The following is a 15,969-nucleotide window of genomic DNA, read 5'->3' as shown; positions in this document are numbered from 1 at the left end:
CGGGCGGGGTCTGACAATGACTGCCGACGGCGGCGCCGGTCCGCGGTTGCCGGACAGGTCCGGCCGCGGCGATCATGCAGCCGGCGGCAGCGGACGTACGGATGGCGGGCCCTCGGCGTTCTGCGTGACGCCGTCCGGCTCGCGGCCGGCCGCGTCCCCGGCGATCGGCTCGGCGGACGAGTCCCTCGGCCCGGGCTCCCGTACCGCCTGGGGTCCGGCCTCCGGAGCGGCAGGGGATTCCGGCTTCGGCTCCTGCACCGGCTTCGGCTCCTGCACCGGCTCGTCCACCGTCCCCGGCTCGGACATGGTCTCCGCTGCCGCTGCCGGACTCTCCACCGCCGGTCCCGGCGCTGGTGGAGCCACCGCCTGTTGACCCGGTTCGGGCTGTGCGGCAGCGCCCGTCTGGGCCACCGGCGCCGGCTGCTGGGCGCGTTCCAGGAAGCGAAGGAGTTCCACCGGGAAGGGCAGCACCAGGGTGGAGTTCTTCTCCGCGGCGACCGCGACCACGGTCTGGAGCAGCCGCAGTTGCAGCGCCGCCGGCTGCTTCGACATCTCGCCCGCCGCCTCGGCCAGCTTCTTCGACGCCTGGAGCTCCGCGTCCGCGTTGATCACCCGGGCCCGGCGCTCACGGTCGGCCTCCGCCTGGCGTGCCATCGACCGCTTCATCGCCTCGGGCAGCGACACGTCCTTGATCTCCACCCGGTCGATCTGCACACCCCAGCCCATCGCCGGGCTGTCGATCATCAGCTCCAGCCCCTGATTCAGCTTCTCCCGGTTCGACAGAAGGTCGTCGAGATCGCTCTTGCCGATGATCGAACGCAGCGATGTCTGCGCCATCTGCGAGACCGCGAACCGGTAGTCCTCGACCTGCACCACCGCGTCGGAAGGATCGATCACCTTGAAGTAGATCACCGCGTCGACCCGGACCGTCACGTTGTCCCGGGTGATGCCGTCCTGCGAGGGCACCGGCATGGTCACGATCTGCATATTGACCTTACGGAGCCGGTCCACGCCCGGAATGATCATGGTGAATCCCGGACCGCGCTCGGTTCCACGAAGGCGGCCGAGGCGGAAGACCACACCCCGCTCGTACTGCTTGACCACCCGGGCAGCGGCCAGCGTGTACACCACGGCTGCCGACGCGACCGACACGCCCGCAATCACCAGCTCCTCGACCATCAGGGCACCCCCTACCGTCCGGGCCGGATGTCCACCTACCACGGTATGCCCGAAATGCTCCGCCGGTCGAGCGTCGGGCACCTCCTCCGCCGCGCACCGGCACACGCCCCGGCACGGCCGCGCACCGGCACACGCCCCGGCACGGCCGCGCGCCGACGCACGCCCCGGAACGCAGGAAGACCGCACCCTCGGCGGGTACGGCCTTTCCTGACTGCGGTGGAGATCTCGGCCGACGGAGCGCGAACGCCCGGCGCCGTCAGATGCGCTTGCGGATCAGCGCGACCAGCTCCGCCGTGTTGTGGCGGCGCGCCCAGGCGATACCGGCGAAGACGAAGAACAGGATCACGGGCGTGATCGCGTACTGACCGTCGAACACGGTCACCTGGGTGATGAACGCGCCGATCATCAGGCCCATGAACGCCATGGCGGACACCCCGGACAGGATGGGGATGACCAGGGCGATCGCGCCGGCCAGTTCCAGGCCGCCCGTGACGTACATGAACCAGTCGCCGAACCCGATCTTGTCGAAGGACTCCGCGGCGGAGGAGTGACCGACGAGCTTGGGGCCCGCGCTCGGGACGGCCATGAAGAGGGCGAGGACGATCTGGAGCGTGAGCGTGGCGATGTTCGCGCGACGGCTCAGTCGCGTTCCGTTCCCGGTGGTGGCGGCGGTGTTCGTGGTGGTGGCGGCGGTCGTCGCGGACATGATGGTCTCCTCCGGTACAGGCTCTGCGGTGCTTTCGGGAGGTAGACCGGGCAGGCCCCGCGAACTCATCGCTCGCGGGCCCCTCTTTCCAGATCTGTTCGGATTTCTTCAACTCGCCGCCGGAACGCGCCCCTTGCTCACAGCTCGAACCAGCCGTGCCCGCCGTACCAGTGGCGGCCCGCCCGCAGATGATCGCCGATCGCGCGCTCCAGAGTGGTGCGCCGGGGCAGACCGGCGGCCGGCAGGTCGGGATCGCCGAACACGAAGCCGACCGGTCCGCTGTCGTCGGCCTCCTTCTCCTCGTACGCCGTCCGGAAGCGGCCCTGGAAGCGCCGGATGTGCGAGTCCTGCGGCAGACAGTCGGCGAGCTGCGGATCGAGCAGCCATGAGTGACAGTCGGCGACCCGGTACGTCTCCTCGGGGAAGTGCCGCGGGAAGAAGTCCCCGGCGAGAGCGAGCGAGCGGTCGCAGGCCGCGGGCGTGAGCGGCCCGAGGAAGTCGGGGATGTGCAGGCCGAGAACCGGGTCGCCGGGTCCGAGGGGCAGTCCGGCCGCACGCACCGCCTCACCGGTACGCCGGCCGAGCCGGCTGCGTTCGAACTGCAGCCGCCCCAACTGGTAGAGCTCACCGCGGAAGTGCAGCCCGAGCCAGCCCGGTATCGGCAGCCCCCCGATGCCGTGCCTCCTGCGGTGGATGGCCATCTGGCGGCCGAGGTCGGCGAGGGTGCGACGGGAGACGGCCTCCGGGACGGAGCGAGCGCGGTGGTAGGCCCGGGTGTACGGCAGGGTCGCGACGAACACATAGACGGGGAAGCAGCGGCCGAGCGGGCCGGAATCCTCGGGCCGTGGCAGTTCCCCGCCACCGTCGACCCTCCCCATGCCGTCGACCATGTCCCGGACACCCGCCTCCAGCATCCGCCGCAGACCGGGGTCGCTCGTCATACGGCCGCGCAGGGCGAGGAGTTCGTTGATGTCCTCGTGCGGGACGGCCAGGTCCAGCAGTTCGCCCGCCAGCTCCTCCGCCGCCGGCAGTTCCACCAGGACGCCTGTCACCGGCGACTCCTCCCCCTCGGGTCGGTCGTGCGCACGGGCCCGGGCGACCCCGGATCCGTACGTCTCGGGACCTCCGTACGTCTCGGAATGTCTGTACGTCTCAGGACGTCCGCGTCTCTCCCGCAGGTGCCTCTCAGAAGGTCCGTACATCCCAGGATGCGGGCAGCCGGACGGCCCTCGCCGGCGCATCCGGCAGATCGCCGTGGGTGCATGCTGGAAGGGGAGAGGGGATGGCCATGCGTACCGGGAGTGAACCGAGGACTGCGCGCAGTCCCCTGCGGATGCGGTTCTGGCTGAGTGTGTGGGGCCTGCTCTGGACGGCCGGCGGGACGGTCGCCTTCGCTCTCGCCTCCCGCCCCGGCTGGGCGGCGGCGTGCGGAGCACTGCTGGTGATCGTGCTGGTGGATCTGGTCCTGGTCGTCCGCCACATCCGTCAGGGTCCCCACTACCAGCCGGGCCGGGACGTCCCCCCGTACGAACCGGACCGCGGCTGACCGCCGCGGAGTCGACGGGCTGACGGTCACGCGTCCGCGTCGAAGCGGGCCGCCCTCAGATACTCCGGCTTCGGGTCCAGCGCCGCGGCCAGGCGGAAGTGGCGCATGGCCTGCTCGGGCCGGCCGGCCCGCTCGAAGGTGCGGGCCAGGGCGAAGTGGGCGAAGGCGTTGTCCGGCTCGCGCTCCAGGACCAGCTCGAACTCGAGCTCGGCAGGGCGCAGTTGGGCGGAGGCGAAGAAGGCTCGGGCACGCAGCAGGCGGGCCGATGTGTTCTCGGGGTGGGCTGCGATCACCGAGTCCAGCAGCTTCAGGGCTCCGCGCGGATCCCTGGCGGCGAGCAACTGCTCGGCCGCCCGGTAGTCGATGACGTGCGTCTCCGGGTTGCTTTCGGGCACGGTGGCATCCTTCCCCTCGCTGCACGGTTCCAACACGGGACCCGGCAGCGGTATTCCGATCGGATGCCCGGGAGGCGGCGCGCTGCCGGCTGCGACGGCCGCGATGACCGCAGCCGTCAGAGACCGGAGACCGCGAGCACCAGCCCGATCACCACGAGCAACAGGCCCGCGATCACAAAACCTCTGTCGACACCTGTCCGCCGATGTCCGTCGACCACCACGTCGCGCGGATCACGGGCGTCGTAGGAGACTCCGACGGATGTCCCCACGGTCAGTTCGGCCACGGGCGAGACGATCTCCATCACCTCGCCGTCCTGGGTCTCGAACTCCAGGAGGGGCCGTTCCGCACCCTGGGGCGGCTGCTTCACCAGCGCCATGACGAGGCGGCCGTCGGCGGTGATCCGGCGGGTCTGCCGCAGGCCGTGTCCCCCGGCGAGGGCGGCAACCAGCCCGCCCAGCACGGTGACCGTGGCGAAAACGATGTGCACCGCCTCGATACTACTGGGGGCGCCGCACATCCGGTGCGGCCTTGACGCATGCCTGACGGGTGCGGGCGCGCGGGCCCGTCAGGGCCGCCCTGGCGGAGCGCAGCGGGTGAAGGACTCCCCGGCTGCCGGCGACTAGGGAGCCTCCGCCGCGGCCCGGCGGGTCAGTTCCGTCCAGACGTCTCGGACCTGCGGTTCCAGATCCTCCAGCGGCCCGTCGTTGTCGACGACCAGATCCGCGATGGCGCGCCGCTGCTCGCGGGTCGCCTGAGCCGACATCCGCGCCCGCGCCTCGGACTCGGCCATCCCGCGCAGCCTGACCAGCCGGTCCAGCTGCGTCTCGGGTGCCGCGTCCACGACGATCACCAGGTCGTAGAGCGGGGCGAGTTCGTTCTCGGTGAGCAGCGGTACGTCGTGGATGACCACCGCGTCGGCTCCAGCCGCCTTCTCGAGCTCCTGGGAGCGCGCTCCGACCAGGGGGTGCACGATCGCGTTGAGCGTCGCCAGCCGCTCGGGGTCGGCGAAGACGATGGACCCGAGCGCGGGCCGGTCCAGTGTTCCGTCGGCGGTCAGGATCCCGGGGCCGAACGCCTCCACGACGGCTGCCAGCCCGGGCGTGCCGGGTTCGACGACCTCGCGGGCGATCTTGTCGGCGTCGATGAGGACCGCGCCGTACGAGGCGAGGAGACGGGAGACTTCGCTCTTGCCGGCGCCGATTCCGCCGGTCAGGCCCACCTTCAGCATGAGCCGCAGCTTAGACCCCGCCTCCTGCGCACCACGTCGGCCCCTCGGGCTGCGCCTCGTCCGCGCCGCCCGGGCGCCCGTGCGACTCCCCACGCCCCTCTAGGCGTCGCCCTCCCGCTCGGCGAGGAAGCGCTCGAATTCGAGGCCGATCTCGTCCGCGGACGGCAGATCCACCGCCTCCGCGACCAGGCTGCCCCGCGTCTCCGCGCCCGCCATCGCGTCGAACTGGTGCTCAAGCCCCTGGACCAGGGTGACCAGTTCCTCGTCGCCCTCGCCGATCTGGCGCTCGATCTCGTTCTGCGTGCGGTGGGCCTCGGTGCGCAGCGTGTGCGCGATGCCGGGCAGCACCAGACCGGTGGCGGCCGTGATCGCTTCCAGCGCGGTGAGCGCGGCATCCGGATAGGACGAGCGCGCCACGTAGTGCGGGACGTGTGCGGCGACGCCGAGGACGTCGTGGCCTGCTTCCATCAGTCGGTACTCGACCAGCGCCTCCGCGCTGCCCGGGACCTGCGCCTCGTCGAAGGGGCTGCGATGGCCCGGCATGAGGTCCGTGCGGTTGCCGTGCGGGGTCAGCCCCACGGGACGGGTGTGCGGGACACCCATCGGGATGCCGTGGAAGTTGACCGCGAGACGCACGCCGAGGCGCTCGACGATCTGCTCGACGGCCGCGGCGAAGCGTTCCCATTCGACGTCGGGCTCGGGGCCCGACAGCAGGAGGAAGGGTGCGCCGGTGGCGTCCTGGACGAGGCGCACCTCGATGCTGGGCGTCTCGTAGCCGGACCAGCGGTCGCGCTTGAACGTCAGCAGCGGGCGCCGGGCCCGGTAGTCCACCAGCCTGTCGTGGTCGAACCGCGCCACCACCTGGTGGGGCAGCGTTTCGAGCAGCGTCTCGACGATCTGGTCGCCGGTCTCACCCGCGTCGATGTATCCGTCGAAGTGGTACAGCATGACCAGGCCTGCGGACTCCTGCGCGAGCGCCATGTCGACGACCGCGAGGCCCTTCGGCTCCCATTCGTACAAACCCTGCGGATCAACCACGATTACCGCTCCTCCTCGTGTTCTCCTTCAAGAACACGGTGTGACTCTCGGGCATTCCCCGGGCACGGAACGAACACCGCCGGAGCGGGCACCAGTTCGGGCCATCTCATGATCGCTCCAGGTCCGGACCTTGACATGCCCCCGCCCCCTCCCGACCGTCACCGAGCGCAATCGGGTCCTCGTCCAGAACAACACCGGCAAGAACACGACCAACAACGGCTTCGAGACCCACACCCAGCAGACCGGCCGGGGCTGTGGCACCGTCTTTCGCGGCAACCGGTCCGATCTGCGCGAGGCCACCGGCGACAAGCAGCTCGCCGTCAACGTCACCAAGGACACCGCCGACTGCCGGACCACGGTGTACGCGGACAACACCGTCACCGGGGGAAAGGGGCTGACGAACATCCCCGTCACCCCCTGAGACGGCCGCCTCCCGCCCCCTGGTACGGCCGGCTCCCGACCCCCTGAGACAGCCGGCCCCCCACACAACGAGCAAGGCCCGCCCCCCGAAGGGAGCGGGCCTTGCTGTCAGCTGTCAGTCAGCCGGCAGAGCGTCAGCTCTGGCCGCCGGCCAGCTTCTCGCGGAGGGCGGCGAGCGCCTCGTCCGACGCCAGGGCGCCGGAGTTGTCGTCCGACTCCGAGGAGTACGAACCGCCACTGCCACCGGCGGGCGCAGCGGCCGGAGCGGCGGTGCCACCCTCGGCAGCGGCGGCCTCGTCGGCCTCGCGGGACTTGATGACCTGGGCCTGGTGCTGCTCGAAGCGCTGCTGCGCCTCGGCGTACTGGCCCTCCCACGCCTCGCGCTGGGTCTCGAAGCCCTCGAGCCAGTCGTTGGTCTCGGGGTCGAAGCCCTCGGGGTAGATGTAGTTGCCCTGGTCGTCGTAGGACGCGGCCATGCCGTACAGGGTCGGGTCGAACTCGACCGAGGCCGGGTCGGCACCGAAGGACTCGTTGGCCTGCTTCAGCGAGAGGCTGATGCGGCGGCGCTCGAGGTCGATGTCGATGACCTTGACGAAGATCTCGTCGTTGACCTGGACGACCTGCTCCGGGATCTCCACGTGGCGCTCGGCCAGCTCGGAGATGTGGACCAGACCCTCGATGCCCTCGTCGACGCGCACGAACGCACCGAAGGGAACGAGCTTGGTGACCTTACCGGGAACAACCTGCCCGATCTGGTGCGTACGGGCGAACTGCTGCCACGGGTCTTCCTGCGTCGCCTTGAGCGACAGGGAGACGCGCTCGCGGTCCATGTCGACGTCGAGAACCTCGACGGTGACTTCCTGGCCGACCTCGACAACCTCGGAGGGGTGGTCGATGTGCTTCCAGGAGAGCTCGGAGACGTGAACCAGACCGTCGACGCCACCCAGGTCCACGAAGGCACCGAAGTTGACGATCGAGGAGACGACGCCGGAACGAACCTGACCCTTCTGGAGGGTCGTGAGGAAGGTCTGGCGAACCTCGGACTGAGTCTGCTCCAGCCAGGCACGGCGGGACAGGACCACGTTGTTGCGGTTCTTGTCCAGCTCGATGATCTTGGCCTCGAGCTCCTTGCCCACGTAGGGCTGGAGGTCGCGAACACGGCGCATCTCGACCAGGGAGGCCGGGAGGAAGCCGCGGAGGCCGATGTCGAGGATGAGACCACCCTTGACGACCTCGATGACGGTACCGGTGACGATGCCGTCCTCTTCCTTGATCTTCTCGATGGTGCCCCACGCCCGCTCGTACTGGGCGCGCTTCTTCGAGAGGATCAGGCGGCCTTCCTTGTCCTCCTTCTGGAGAACAAGGGCCTCGATCTCGTCGCCGACCTTGACGACCTCGTTGGGGTCGACGTCGTGCTTGATCGAGAGCTCGCGGCTCGGGATGACACCTTCGGTCTTGTAACCGATGTCGAGCAGGACCTCGTCCCGGTCGACCTTCACGATGACGCCGTCGACGATGTCGCCGTCGTTGAAGTACTTGATCGTTTCGTCGATCGCGGCGAGGAAGGCTTCCTCGTTACCGATGTCGTTGACCGCTACCTGCGGGGTGGTTGCGGTGGTCTCGGTGCTGCTCGTCATGTGGGAAAAGGCTCCGGTGCGGACATTGAAGTCGTAGGTACTGCTACGCCGAGAACCCGTATCGCAGCTGCAGAAGCCGGACAGCCTTGGAAGCGCCGACCCGGGTGGCTGTTCCGGAGAACACGCCTCGGGGGCGCCTCGTGAACCGAGGGGACATACATACAGATGCGAGCGCGACCTGCTCCGTCTGAGGCGCGCAGGCCCGCAGCGCAACTTGTAGCATACGGGGGCAGCCGGAGGCGGTCAATGCGCGAAGGCGCACACCCGGGGCGGATCGCCCCAATCCCGGCACAACTAATGTTTGCAGAGGCCACAACGGCCGCCCTGTGGCGCGCTGAACGCAAACTACAACGACGGTGGAAATGATCCAAGACCTGAGCGACCTCCAGGGTCCAGAACCGGAAGCCACCCGGCGTGACGCCGGGAACACGGAGAGCAGCCGGGCCAGTCGCGGGTGGTGGGACCGCCACGCCGACGAGTACCAGAGCGAGCACGGCGCCTTCCTCGGTGACGACCATTTCGTCTGGGGACCGGAAGGGCTCGACGAGGCGGAGGCCGGACTGCTCGGCCCCGTCTCCTCGCTGGAGGGCCTGGACATTCTCGAGATCGGCGCGGGCGCGGCGCAGTGCTCGCGCTGGCTGAAGGCGCAGGGCGCGCGCCCCGTGGCGCTCGACCTCTCGCACCGCCAGCTCCAGCACGCGCTGCGGATCGGCGGCGGCATTCCCCTGGTGGAGGCGGACGCGACGGCGCTGCCCTTCGCCGACGGCTCCTTCGACCTGGCCTGTTCCGCCTATGGGGCGGTGCCGTTCGTGGCCGATCCGGTGCAGGTGTTCACCGAGGTCCACCGGGTGCTGCGGCCCGGCGGGCGCTGGGTCTTCTCCGTCACGCACCCCGTGCGCTGGGCGTTCCCGGACGAGCCGGGCCCCGAGGGCCTGAGCGTGGCGGCGTCGTACTTCGACCGCACCCCGTACGTCGAGCAGGACGACACGGGCCGCGCGGTCTACGTCGAGCACCACCGGACGCTCGGCGACCGGGTGCGGGACGTGGTCGCGGGCGGCTTCCGGCTGGTGGACCTGGTCGAGCCGGAGTGGCCGGCCTGGAACGGCCAGGAGTGGGGCGGCTGGTCCCCGCTGCGCGGGAACCTGATCCCGGGGACGGCCATCTTCGTCTGCGAGCGGGCGTGAGCGGGGAGGACGGGCTCGGTATACGGACGGGGGAGGCGGAGCGGCTGCCGGTGCGTTCGGCGCTGCCGGCGCTGGAGCAGGCGCTGGACACGCACGGCTGCGCGGTGCTCTGCGCTCCTCCCGGGACGGGCAAGACAACGCTCGTACCGCTCGTGCTCGCCGGGCGTGGCGCGCGGGTCGTGGTCGCCGAGCCGCGCCGGATCGCGGCCCGGGCGGCGGCGCGACGCATGGCCTGGCTGCTCGGCGAGCGGGTGGGGCGGAGAGTCGGCTTCACGGTCCGCGGTGAACGAGTGGTCTCGGCCGACACAGTCGTCGAGGTGGTCACCACCGGCGTGCTGCTCCAGCGGCTCCAGCGTGACCAGGAGCTGGCCGGAATCGATGCGGTGATCCTCGACGAGTGCCACGAGCGGCATCTCGACGCGGACACGGTGGCCGCGTTCCTCCTGGACGTACGGGCCGCGCTGCGGCCGGAACTGAAGCTGGTGGCGGCGTCGGCGACCACCGATGCCGAGGGCTGGGCGCGACTGCTCGGCGATGCCCCGGTGGTCGAGGCGCAGGGCACCACTCATCCGGTTCAGGTGGTGTGGGCCTCGCCCGCGCGGCCGGTGCGGCCGCCGCACGGCATGCGGGTGGATCCCGCGCTGCTGACGCATGTGGCCTCGGTGATCCGGCGGGCGCTGGCCGAACAGAGCGGGGATGTCCTGTGCTTTCTGCCCGGAGTCGGGGAGATCGGCAGGGTCGCCGGACAGCTGGGCGGTGTGGACGCGGAAGTGCTCCAGGTCCACGGGCGCGCTCCGGCTGCGGTGCAGGACGCGGTGCTGGCGGGCTCGGCGGGTGTCCGGCGGGTGGTGCTGGCGACCTCGGTGGCCGAATCGAGCCTGACGGTGCCGGGTGTGCGGACCGTCGTGGACGCGGGGCTGGCGCGCGAGCCCCGCATGGACCACGCCCGAGGGCTGAGCGCGCTCACCACGGTCCGCGTCTCGCAGGCGGCGGCCCGCCAGCGGGCGGGCCGCGCCGGCCGGGAGGCCCCGGGCACGGTGTACCGCTGCTGGTCCGAGGCGGAGGACGGCCGGCTGGTCCGCTTCCCCTCCCCCGAGATCAAGGTCGCCGATCTGACGGCCTTCGCGTTGCAGACCGCATGCTGGGGCGACCCGTCCGCCACCGGGCTCGCCCTGCTGGACCAGCCGCCGGCCGGTGCGATGTCGTCGGCGCGATCGGTGCTGTCCGCGATCGGTGCGGTGGACGTGGAGGGCCGGGCGACGCAGCGGGGCACCACGCTCTCCCGCATCGGTGTCCACCCCCGGCTGGCGCGGGCTCTCCTGGACGGTGCGCCGGAGGTGGGCGCGCGCCGCGCGGCGGAGGTGGTGGCGTTGCTGAGCGAGGAGCCGCCACGGGAGTACGGGGACGATCTGGCGGCGGCCTGGCGCACGGCGCGGCGCGGCGGCGACGCGTATGCGGGCCGGTGGACCTCGGAGGCCCGCCGACTGCAGTCGTCACTGGCGGGAGCAGGCGGCCATGACCCGGGTGAGGGGAGCCAGGGCGGGGCCGGTCAGGGCGAGGACGCCGTCGCGGGGCTCGTGACGGCGCTCGCGTTTCCCGAACGCATCGCCCGGGCCCGCGGCGAGGGCGCCTTTCTGATGGCTTCCGGAACCGGGGCGGAGCTCGCGGAGGGATCCCGCCTGCGGACGTCCGGCTGGCTGGCGGTCGCGGTGGCCGACCGCCCGTCCGCCGCCGCCTCGGCCCGCGTACGTCTCGCCGCCGTCGTCGACGAGGACACCGCCCGCAGAGCCGCGGCCCATCTCCTCGCCGCCGGCGAGGAGGTCCACTGGGAGAACGGGGACGTCGTCGCCCGGGACGTCCGGCGGCTCGGGGCGATCGAGCTGTCCGCCCGCGCCCTCAGGAACCCGGACCCCGCTCTCGTCCGTGCCGCCCTGCTCGACGGGCTGCACCGTGAGGGGCTCGGCCTGCTGCACTGGACGCGGGACGCGGAAGGGCTGCGCGAACGCCTCGCCTTTCTGCACCGGGAGCTCGGCGAGCCCTGGCCGGACGTGTCGGACACGGCGCTGCTGGACCGCGCCGGCGAGTGGCTGGAACCCGAGCTGTCACGGGCCCGTCGGCGATCCGATCTCGGGCGTGTCCCGGCGGGGCAGGCGTTGCAGCGGCTGCTGCCCTGGGCGGGCGGTGAGGCCTCCCGGCTCGACGAGCTCGCGCCGGAGCGTATCGAGGTGCCGAGCGGCTCGCGGATCCGTGTCGCGTACGGGGGTGCGCAGCCCGTCCTCGCGGTGAAGCTCCAGGAACTGTTCGGGCTGCGCGAGACACCGCGCGTGGCGGGCGTACCCGTCCTGGTCCATCTGCTCTCCCCCGCGGGCCGCCCCGCGGCCGTCACCGCCGACCTGGCGTCGTTCTGGAAGGACGGATACGCGGCCGTACGGGCCGAACTGCGCGGCCGCTACCCCAAGCACCCCTGGCCGCAGGACCCTTCGGCCGCGGAGCCGACCCGGCACACGAAGGCGCGTCAGGACCGGCAGAGCCGGGGCTGACGGGTCTCAGGCCCCGACGGGCTCCGGCTCGCGGTCCGCCGAGGGCTCCCGCGGCCGGCGGCTGCGGGCCTCGAGCACCAAGGCGAGGGCGAGGAGTCCGCCGCCCAGGACGAGGAAGCCCCACGGCAGATACGAGGTCATGAGGAGCACCAGCCGCCGCTGGGACGTGACGAGGGCGACCGTGTGGTCGAGGTAGTCGGGGCGCATCTTCACATGACCGGAGAAGGCGGTCACCTTGTCCCGGCCGCCCAGCAAGGTGCCGCCGCGCAGCTCCTCCTGGTGGATCTCCTCGCCGTTGACGGGCGCGCCGGTGACCGGGTCGACCCAGAACATGCGTTTGGTGGTGTACCAGCGCGAGGTTCCGGTCTGCTTCTCCAGGGTGCTCGCGTCGACGCCGGGGATGGGCATCTTCTTCGGGTAGGGCACCTTCGTCCACGGGATCGTCTGCTCGAAGTAGTAGACGTCCAGGCCCCGGAAGGTCCTGGTCCCCCGGTAGTGGATGGGCGCGGACGTCCTCGTCTGCGCGTCGAAGTACTCGTAGTCCCGCTTCTCGGTGAGGAAGGGCCACTTGAACTCGATGCCCTCGCGCCGCACCGCCTGACCGTCGACCGCCTCGCCGGTGGCGTGGACGGGTGCCTGGCTGTGGGCGTCGAAGATGTACCGCTCGGGGATCGCGGAGACCATCGCCCCGTCGGGGCCCTGGACGTAGGAGAGCGAGTCCCAGACGACGACATCGCGTCCGGCGCTGCGCTCGATCCGCTCCGACTCCTCCACATTGCCCTTGAGGGTCTGCACGATGGTGACCTTCTCGACCTCCTTCGCCTGGAGGGTGCCGTAGTCGAGGAGGGTCGCGGGCTTCGCCTCCAGCACCATCTCCTGGTACTGGCCCGGCGGAACCTTGGCGAGCCGCGGAAAGGCGTACCAGCGCAGCAGCGGTGAGAGCGCGGCGAAGAAGACGGCGAAGGCGAGGAGTACGAGACTGGCGCGGCGGCGCATGGGCCGGCCCTCCCTACTTCTTGGGGCCGGGGACGGTGGTCAGCAGCGGCTTCGGGGAGGTCTCGCCCGGGGGTGACCCCATCGCCGTGACCGTGAGGACGAGGGCGAGGGCGGCGGCCAGCCCGATGGCGGCGGCGACGAGTGCGCGCATGCTCGGCCTCCCGGAGCGTCGGGACCCACTCAGAATCTGATACTGCGTCAGAACGGGGGCACCGTAGCAATCCGGCCGCGAGATGAGAACACGTAGCACCGCCCCTCTGCCGAGCGGTGGCAAAGGGGCGGTGCCGTCTGGGTCGTGCCGCGGGTCAGGCGGCCGGGGACGCCGGAGCGCTCGGTGTGGCGGGCGGCGTCGCGGGCGGGGTCGTCGGGGTGTCCGGTGCGACCACCTTGAGCTCGATGGTCACCGTGCCGCCGCCGGCGGTGGTGAGCCGCAGGAGGAAGGTGCCGGTCTCGCCGTCCGCGAAGATCTTCGGGAGGGTCAGCAGGCCGTCGGCGCGGGTCTTGAGGTCCGTGAGCGTGCGGACCGGCTTGTCCTCGGGGCCCTTGAAGTACGGACCCTTGTCGTTCGCCGTCGGGTCCTCCGCGCTCTTGATGAGCGTGGCGGTGACCGCGACGCCTTCGGCCGCGGAGCCCTGGTACGTGGCCTTGAGCTCGACCGCCTGCGCGAACTCCGCGCCGGGCGCGGCCGTCAGCACCTCGTGGCTGGTCCGGCGGATCGCGTCCGCGGCACGCGGTACGACGGTGCCGGTGAAGCTGACGGGAGGAAGCGTGCGTCCCACGACCGAGGCCCGCACGGTGAACGTGCCGGTCTTCTCACCGGCCTTGATGACGGGCGCGGCCACGGTGCCGTCGGCGCCGGTGGCGGCGACGGTGCTCGCCTTGCCGCCGGCGAAGCGGGCGTCGGTGTCCCCGACGATCTCGAAGCGGACAGGCTGCTTGGCGACCGTGCGGCCCGCGGCGTTCTTCACGCGGACGGTGGCCTTCTCGGCGAAGTCGCGCCCCGCCATGGCGGTCAGCTCTGCCGCGCCGGCCCGCTCGATGCGGGTGATCGGCGACGGCGGCGTCGTGGTCGGCGGGGGCGTGGTCGGCGGCTTGGTGCCGCCACCGGGCTTGGCCGGCGGCGTCGGCCTGGGCGTCGTCCCCGGAGTGCTGGGCGGCGTCGGGGAGGGCGAGGGCAGCGTCTCGGCGCCGGCGGGGAAGGAGTCGGGCCCGCTCGTGTCGGGCAGGACGCCGGTGCCGTCCGGGACCTCGTGCGTACCGCGCTTGTAGTAGTCGAACCAGGACAGCACCGTCCGCAGGTACTCCTGGGAGTGGTTGTAGCCGAGGATCGCGCGGTCGAGGTGCGACTTGACCCCGAGGTCCCGGTCGCCCGCGCAGAGGTAACGGCCCGCGGCCAGCGCCGCGTCGTAGATGTTGTTCGGGTCCTTGCGGCCGTCGCCGTTGGCGTCCTGGCCCCACGTCGCCCAGGTGGAGGGGATGAACTGCATCGGGCCGACCGCGCGGTCGTGCGTCGAGTCGCCGTCGAAGGCACCGTTGTCGGTGTCCGATATGTTCGCGAAGCCGACGCCGTTGAGCACGGGGCCGAGGATCGGCGAGAAGGTGGTGCCGTCGGCGTCGACCTTGCCGCCGCGCGCCTGGCCGGACTCCACCTTGCCGATGGCGGCGAGCAGTTGCCACGGCACATGGCAGCCGGGGTCCGAGGCCGCGATGGTCTGCTGGGCCTGCTTGTAGGCGGCGAGGACGGTCGCGGGTATGCCCGCTTCCGCCGTTCCGGTCGCCGGCAGGTCGACCGAGGTGCCGGGCTTGTCGGGGGTGTTGAGCGGCGGCAGGTCGGTGTAGTAGGGGGAGTTGCCGGTGACCGGGGTGCCCGGCGGCGGCGTGGCGTCGGACGCCCCCTGGCTGTCACCCGTGGTGGCATGCGTGATACCGGGCGCCTGTGAGGCGGAGAGTGCGGCCACAGCAGCCGCGGCCACTGCGGTCGTGGTCGCTCCCCTGCGCAGCCGGCGGCCGAATTGCGCTGCCATACGTCTGTTCCCTCCCGAGGTGCCGCGCGCTCCCCAGCGCGATGACTCAGGCGACCCTACGGCACCTATGTGCCTCAGGACACCGTTACCTGACCGGTTTTCACCACTTCGCCATCTCCGGATCCACCGGATTCCGGCACCGGTCCATCACGCATACTGACCGTCAAAGATCCGGATCGGTTCCAGGGGGACTTCACGTATGCCGTTCACGCTGAGCCACGCCGCCGCGGTGCTGCCCGGCATCCGCCGGGACGGACGGGCGCGCGGACCGCTGCTCGCCTCGGCGCTCGTGACGGGTTCGCTCGCGCCGGACATGACGTACTTCGCGGCGACGGCGGTGCCCGGGGCCATGGAGTTCGGGGAGTTCACGCATGCGCCGGCCGGTGTGCTGACCGTCGATGTGGCCGTCGCGGCCGCGCTGGTGGCGGTGTGGCTGATGGTGCGTGACCCGCTGCTGGCCCTGCTGCCCACCCGCTGGCAGGGGCGCGTCCACGCCTGCGTCCGGGGCGAGGGCGGGAGCGGCCGGCGGGACCTGGCCTTCGGGTTCCGCTTCTATGTCTCGGCCGTGCTCGGCGCGCTCACGCATGTGGTGTGGGACGCCTTCACCCATCACGACCGCTGGGGTACCCGGGTGCTGCCGGTGCTCAACGAGACGGTGGCCGGTCTCGGGCTCTTCCAGTACGCGCAGTACGGCAGTTCGGCGCTCGCGCTGGTGGTGCTCGGCTGGTTCCTGATGTCCGCGCTGCGGCGGCAGCCCGCGGCCGCGCCGCCGGCGTCCGTGCCGGTGCTCGACAGCCGGGGGCGGCGGCTCGCCGTGGCCCTGCTGGGAGGTTGCGTCCTGCTCGGCGTCGTCCAGCGGTGTGCTCGCTGGTACGCGTACTACGGGCACATCAGCTCGCCCCTGGACATCATCCCGACGGCCTGCTTCGGGGCGGGTGCGGGGCTCGCGGTGGGCATGGTGGTGTACGGGGCGGGAATGCGCCTGCGCGCACGGGCGGTTGAACGCGTCTGAGCCCCCGCCCCTCCCCCACCGCTTCCGGGCGGGGGACGGACAGAGGCCCGAGCGGGGCCGCCC

General features: G+C 71.5%; 15 protein-coding genes and 1 pseudogene. 5 read left to right on the top strand and 11 right to left on the bottom strand.

From position 1 onward, the window contains the following. Positions 1-72: 72 nt before the first annotated feature. The 3 genes from RPQ07_RS28025 to RPQ07_RS28015 all read right to left on the bottom strand — a co-directional run bounded on the left by RPQ07_RS28025 (position 73) and on the right by RPQ07_RS28015 (position 2,937). On the bottom strand, positions 73-1,179 hold the full coding sequence (locus RPQ07_RS28025) for a slipin family protein (RefSeq protein ID WP_313946982.1): 1,107 nt from the start codon (positions 1,177-1,179) through the stop codon (positions 73-75). 256 nt (positions 1,180-1,435) lie between these two features. Then, positions 1,436-1,885, bottom strand: a complete 450-nt coding sequence (locus RPQ07_RS28020; RefSeq protein ID WP_313946981.1) for a DoxX family protein — start codon at positions 1,883-1,885, stop codon at positions 1,436-1,438. Positions 1,886-2,022: 137 nt separating this feature from the next. After that, positions 2,023-2,937 (bottom strand): acyltransferase domain-containing protein, encoded by a 915-nt coding sequence (locus RPQ07_RS28015; RefSeq protein ID WP_313946980.1) that lies wholly within the window; start codon positions 2,935-2,937, stop codon positions 2,023-2,025. 236 nt (positions 2,938-3,173) lie between these two features. Here RPQ07_RS28015 and RPQ07_RS28010 point away from each other — a divergent pair, with 236 nt between their 5' ends. After that, positions 3,174-3,431 (top strand): DUF6343 family protein, encoded by a 258-nt coding sequence (locus RPQ07_RS28010; protein ID WP_313946979.1) that lies wholly within the window; start codon positions 3,174-3,176, stop codon positions 3,429-3,431. 26 nt (positions 3,432-3,457) lie between these two features. On the opposite strand, the gene RPQ07_RS28005 is transcribed toward RPQ07_RS28010, so the two are convergent. The 4 genes from RPQ07_RS28005 to RPQ07_RS27990 form a co-directional block, all read right to left on the bottom strand. Continuing rightward, positions 3,458-3,826: a tetratricopeptide repeat protein gene (locus RPQ07_RS28005; protein ID WP_313946978.1), complete on the bottom strand. Its 369-nt coding sequence runs from the start codon at positions 3,824-3,826 to the stop codon at positions 3,458-3,460. 116 nt (positions 3,827-3,942) lie between these two features. Next, on the bottom strand, positions 3,943-4,314 hold the full coding sequence (locus RPQ07_RS28000) for a DUF3592 domain-containing protein (protein ID WP_313946977.1): 372 nt from the start codon (positions 4,312-4,314) through the stop codon (positions 3,943-3,945). A gap of 132 nt (positions 4,315-4,446) precedes the next feature. Beyond that, positions 4,447-5,055, bottom strand: coding sequence for a dephospho-CoA kinase (gene coaE, locus RPQ07_RS27995; protein WP_313946976.1), 609 nt, complete (start codon positions 5,053-5,055; stop codon positions 4,447-4,449). Positions 5,056-5,154: 99 nt separating this feature from the next. After that, complete coding sequence (locus tag RPQ07_RS27990; protein ID WP_313946975.1) at positions 5,155-6,093, bottom strand: PAC2 family protein; 939 nt, start codon at positions 6,091-6,093, stop codon at positions 5,155-5,157. Between the two features lie 169 nt (positions 6,094-6,262). Here RPQ07_RS27990 and RPQ07_RS27985 point away from each other — a divergent pair. After that, a pseudogene (locus RPQ07_RS27985) lies at positions 6,263-6,514 on the top strand (sheath polysaccharide-degrading enzyme); the annotation flags it as partial. A gap of 133 nt (positions 6,515-6,647) precedes the next feature. On the opposite strand, the gene rpsA reads toward RPQ07_RS27985, so the two are convergent. After that, positions 6,648-8,150, bottom strand: a complete 1,503-nt coding sequence (gene rpsA / locus RPQ07_RS27980; RefSeq protein WP_313946974.1) for a 30S ribosomal protein S1 — start codon at positions 8,148-8,150, stop codon at positions 6,648-6,650. A gap of 362 nt (positions 8,151-8,512) precedes the next feature. On the opposite strand from rpsA, the gene RPQ07_RS27975 reads away from it, so the two are divergent. Together RPQ07_RS27975 and hrpB are read left to right on the top strand one after the other, a co-directional pair. Then, a complete protein-coding gene (locus tag RPQ07_RS27975; RefSeq protein ID WP_313949054.1) occupies positions 8,513-9,334 on the top strand; it encodes a class I SAM-dependent methyltransferase in 822 nt (273 codons plus the stop codon). After that, on the top strand, positions 9,331-11,874 hold the full coding sequence (hrpB, locus tag RPQ07_RS27970; protein WP_313946973.1) for an ATP-dependent helicase HrpB: 2,544 nt from the start codon (positions 9,331-9,333) through the stop codon (positions 11,872-11,874). The genes RPQ07_RS27975 and hrpB overlap by 4 nt, the downstream gene beginning before the upstream one ends. Before the next feature lie 6 nt (positions 11,875-11,880). On the opposite strand, the gene RPQ07_RS27965 is transcribed toward hrpB, so the two are convergent. From RPQ07_RS27965 to RPQ07_RS27955, 3 genes are all read right to left on the bottom strand, one after another. Continuing rightward, on the bottom strand, positions 11,881-12,870 hold the full coding sequence (locus tag RPQ07_RS27965) for a DUF3068 domain-containing protein (protein ID WP_313946972.1): 990 nt from the start codon (positions 12,868-12,870) through the stop codon (positions 11,881-11,883). Between the two features lie 13 nt (positions 12,871-12,883). Then, on the bottom strand, positions 12,884-13,021 hold the full coding sequence (locus RPQ07_RS27960; RefSeq protein WP_313946971.1) for an SPW_0924 family protein: 138 nt from the start codon (positions 13,019-13,021) through the stop codon (positions 12,884-12,886). A gap of 154 nt (positions 13,022-13,175) precedes the next feature. Beyond that, entirely contained in the window at positions 13,176-14,894 is a 1,719-nt protein-coding gene (locus tag RPQ07_RS27955) for a lytic transglycosylase domain-containing protein (protein ID WP_313946970.1), read from the bottom strand. A gap of 199 nt (positions 14,895-15,093) precedes the next feature. Here RPQ07_RS27955 and RPQ07_RS27950 point away from each other — a divergent pair, with 199 nt between their 5' ends. Continuing rightward, on the top strand, positions 15,094-15,906 hold the full coding sequence (locus RPQ07_RS27950) for a DUF4184 family protein (protein WP_313946969.1): 813 nt from the start codon (positions 15,094-15,096) through the stop codon (positions 15,904-15,906). Positions 15,907-15,969 lie beyond the last annotated feature (63 nt).

Origin of the sequence: Streptomyces sp. AM8-1-1 (assembly GCF_032229325.1) — a bacterium.
GTDB classification, from domain to species: Bacteria; Actinomycetota; Actinomycetes; order Streptomycetales; family Streptomycetaceae; genus Streptomyces; species Streptomyces achmelvichensis.
The sequence above is the reverse complement of the archived record's forward strand: the minus strand, read 5'-3'. Positions and strand labels throughout refer to the sequence as shown.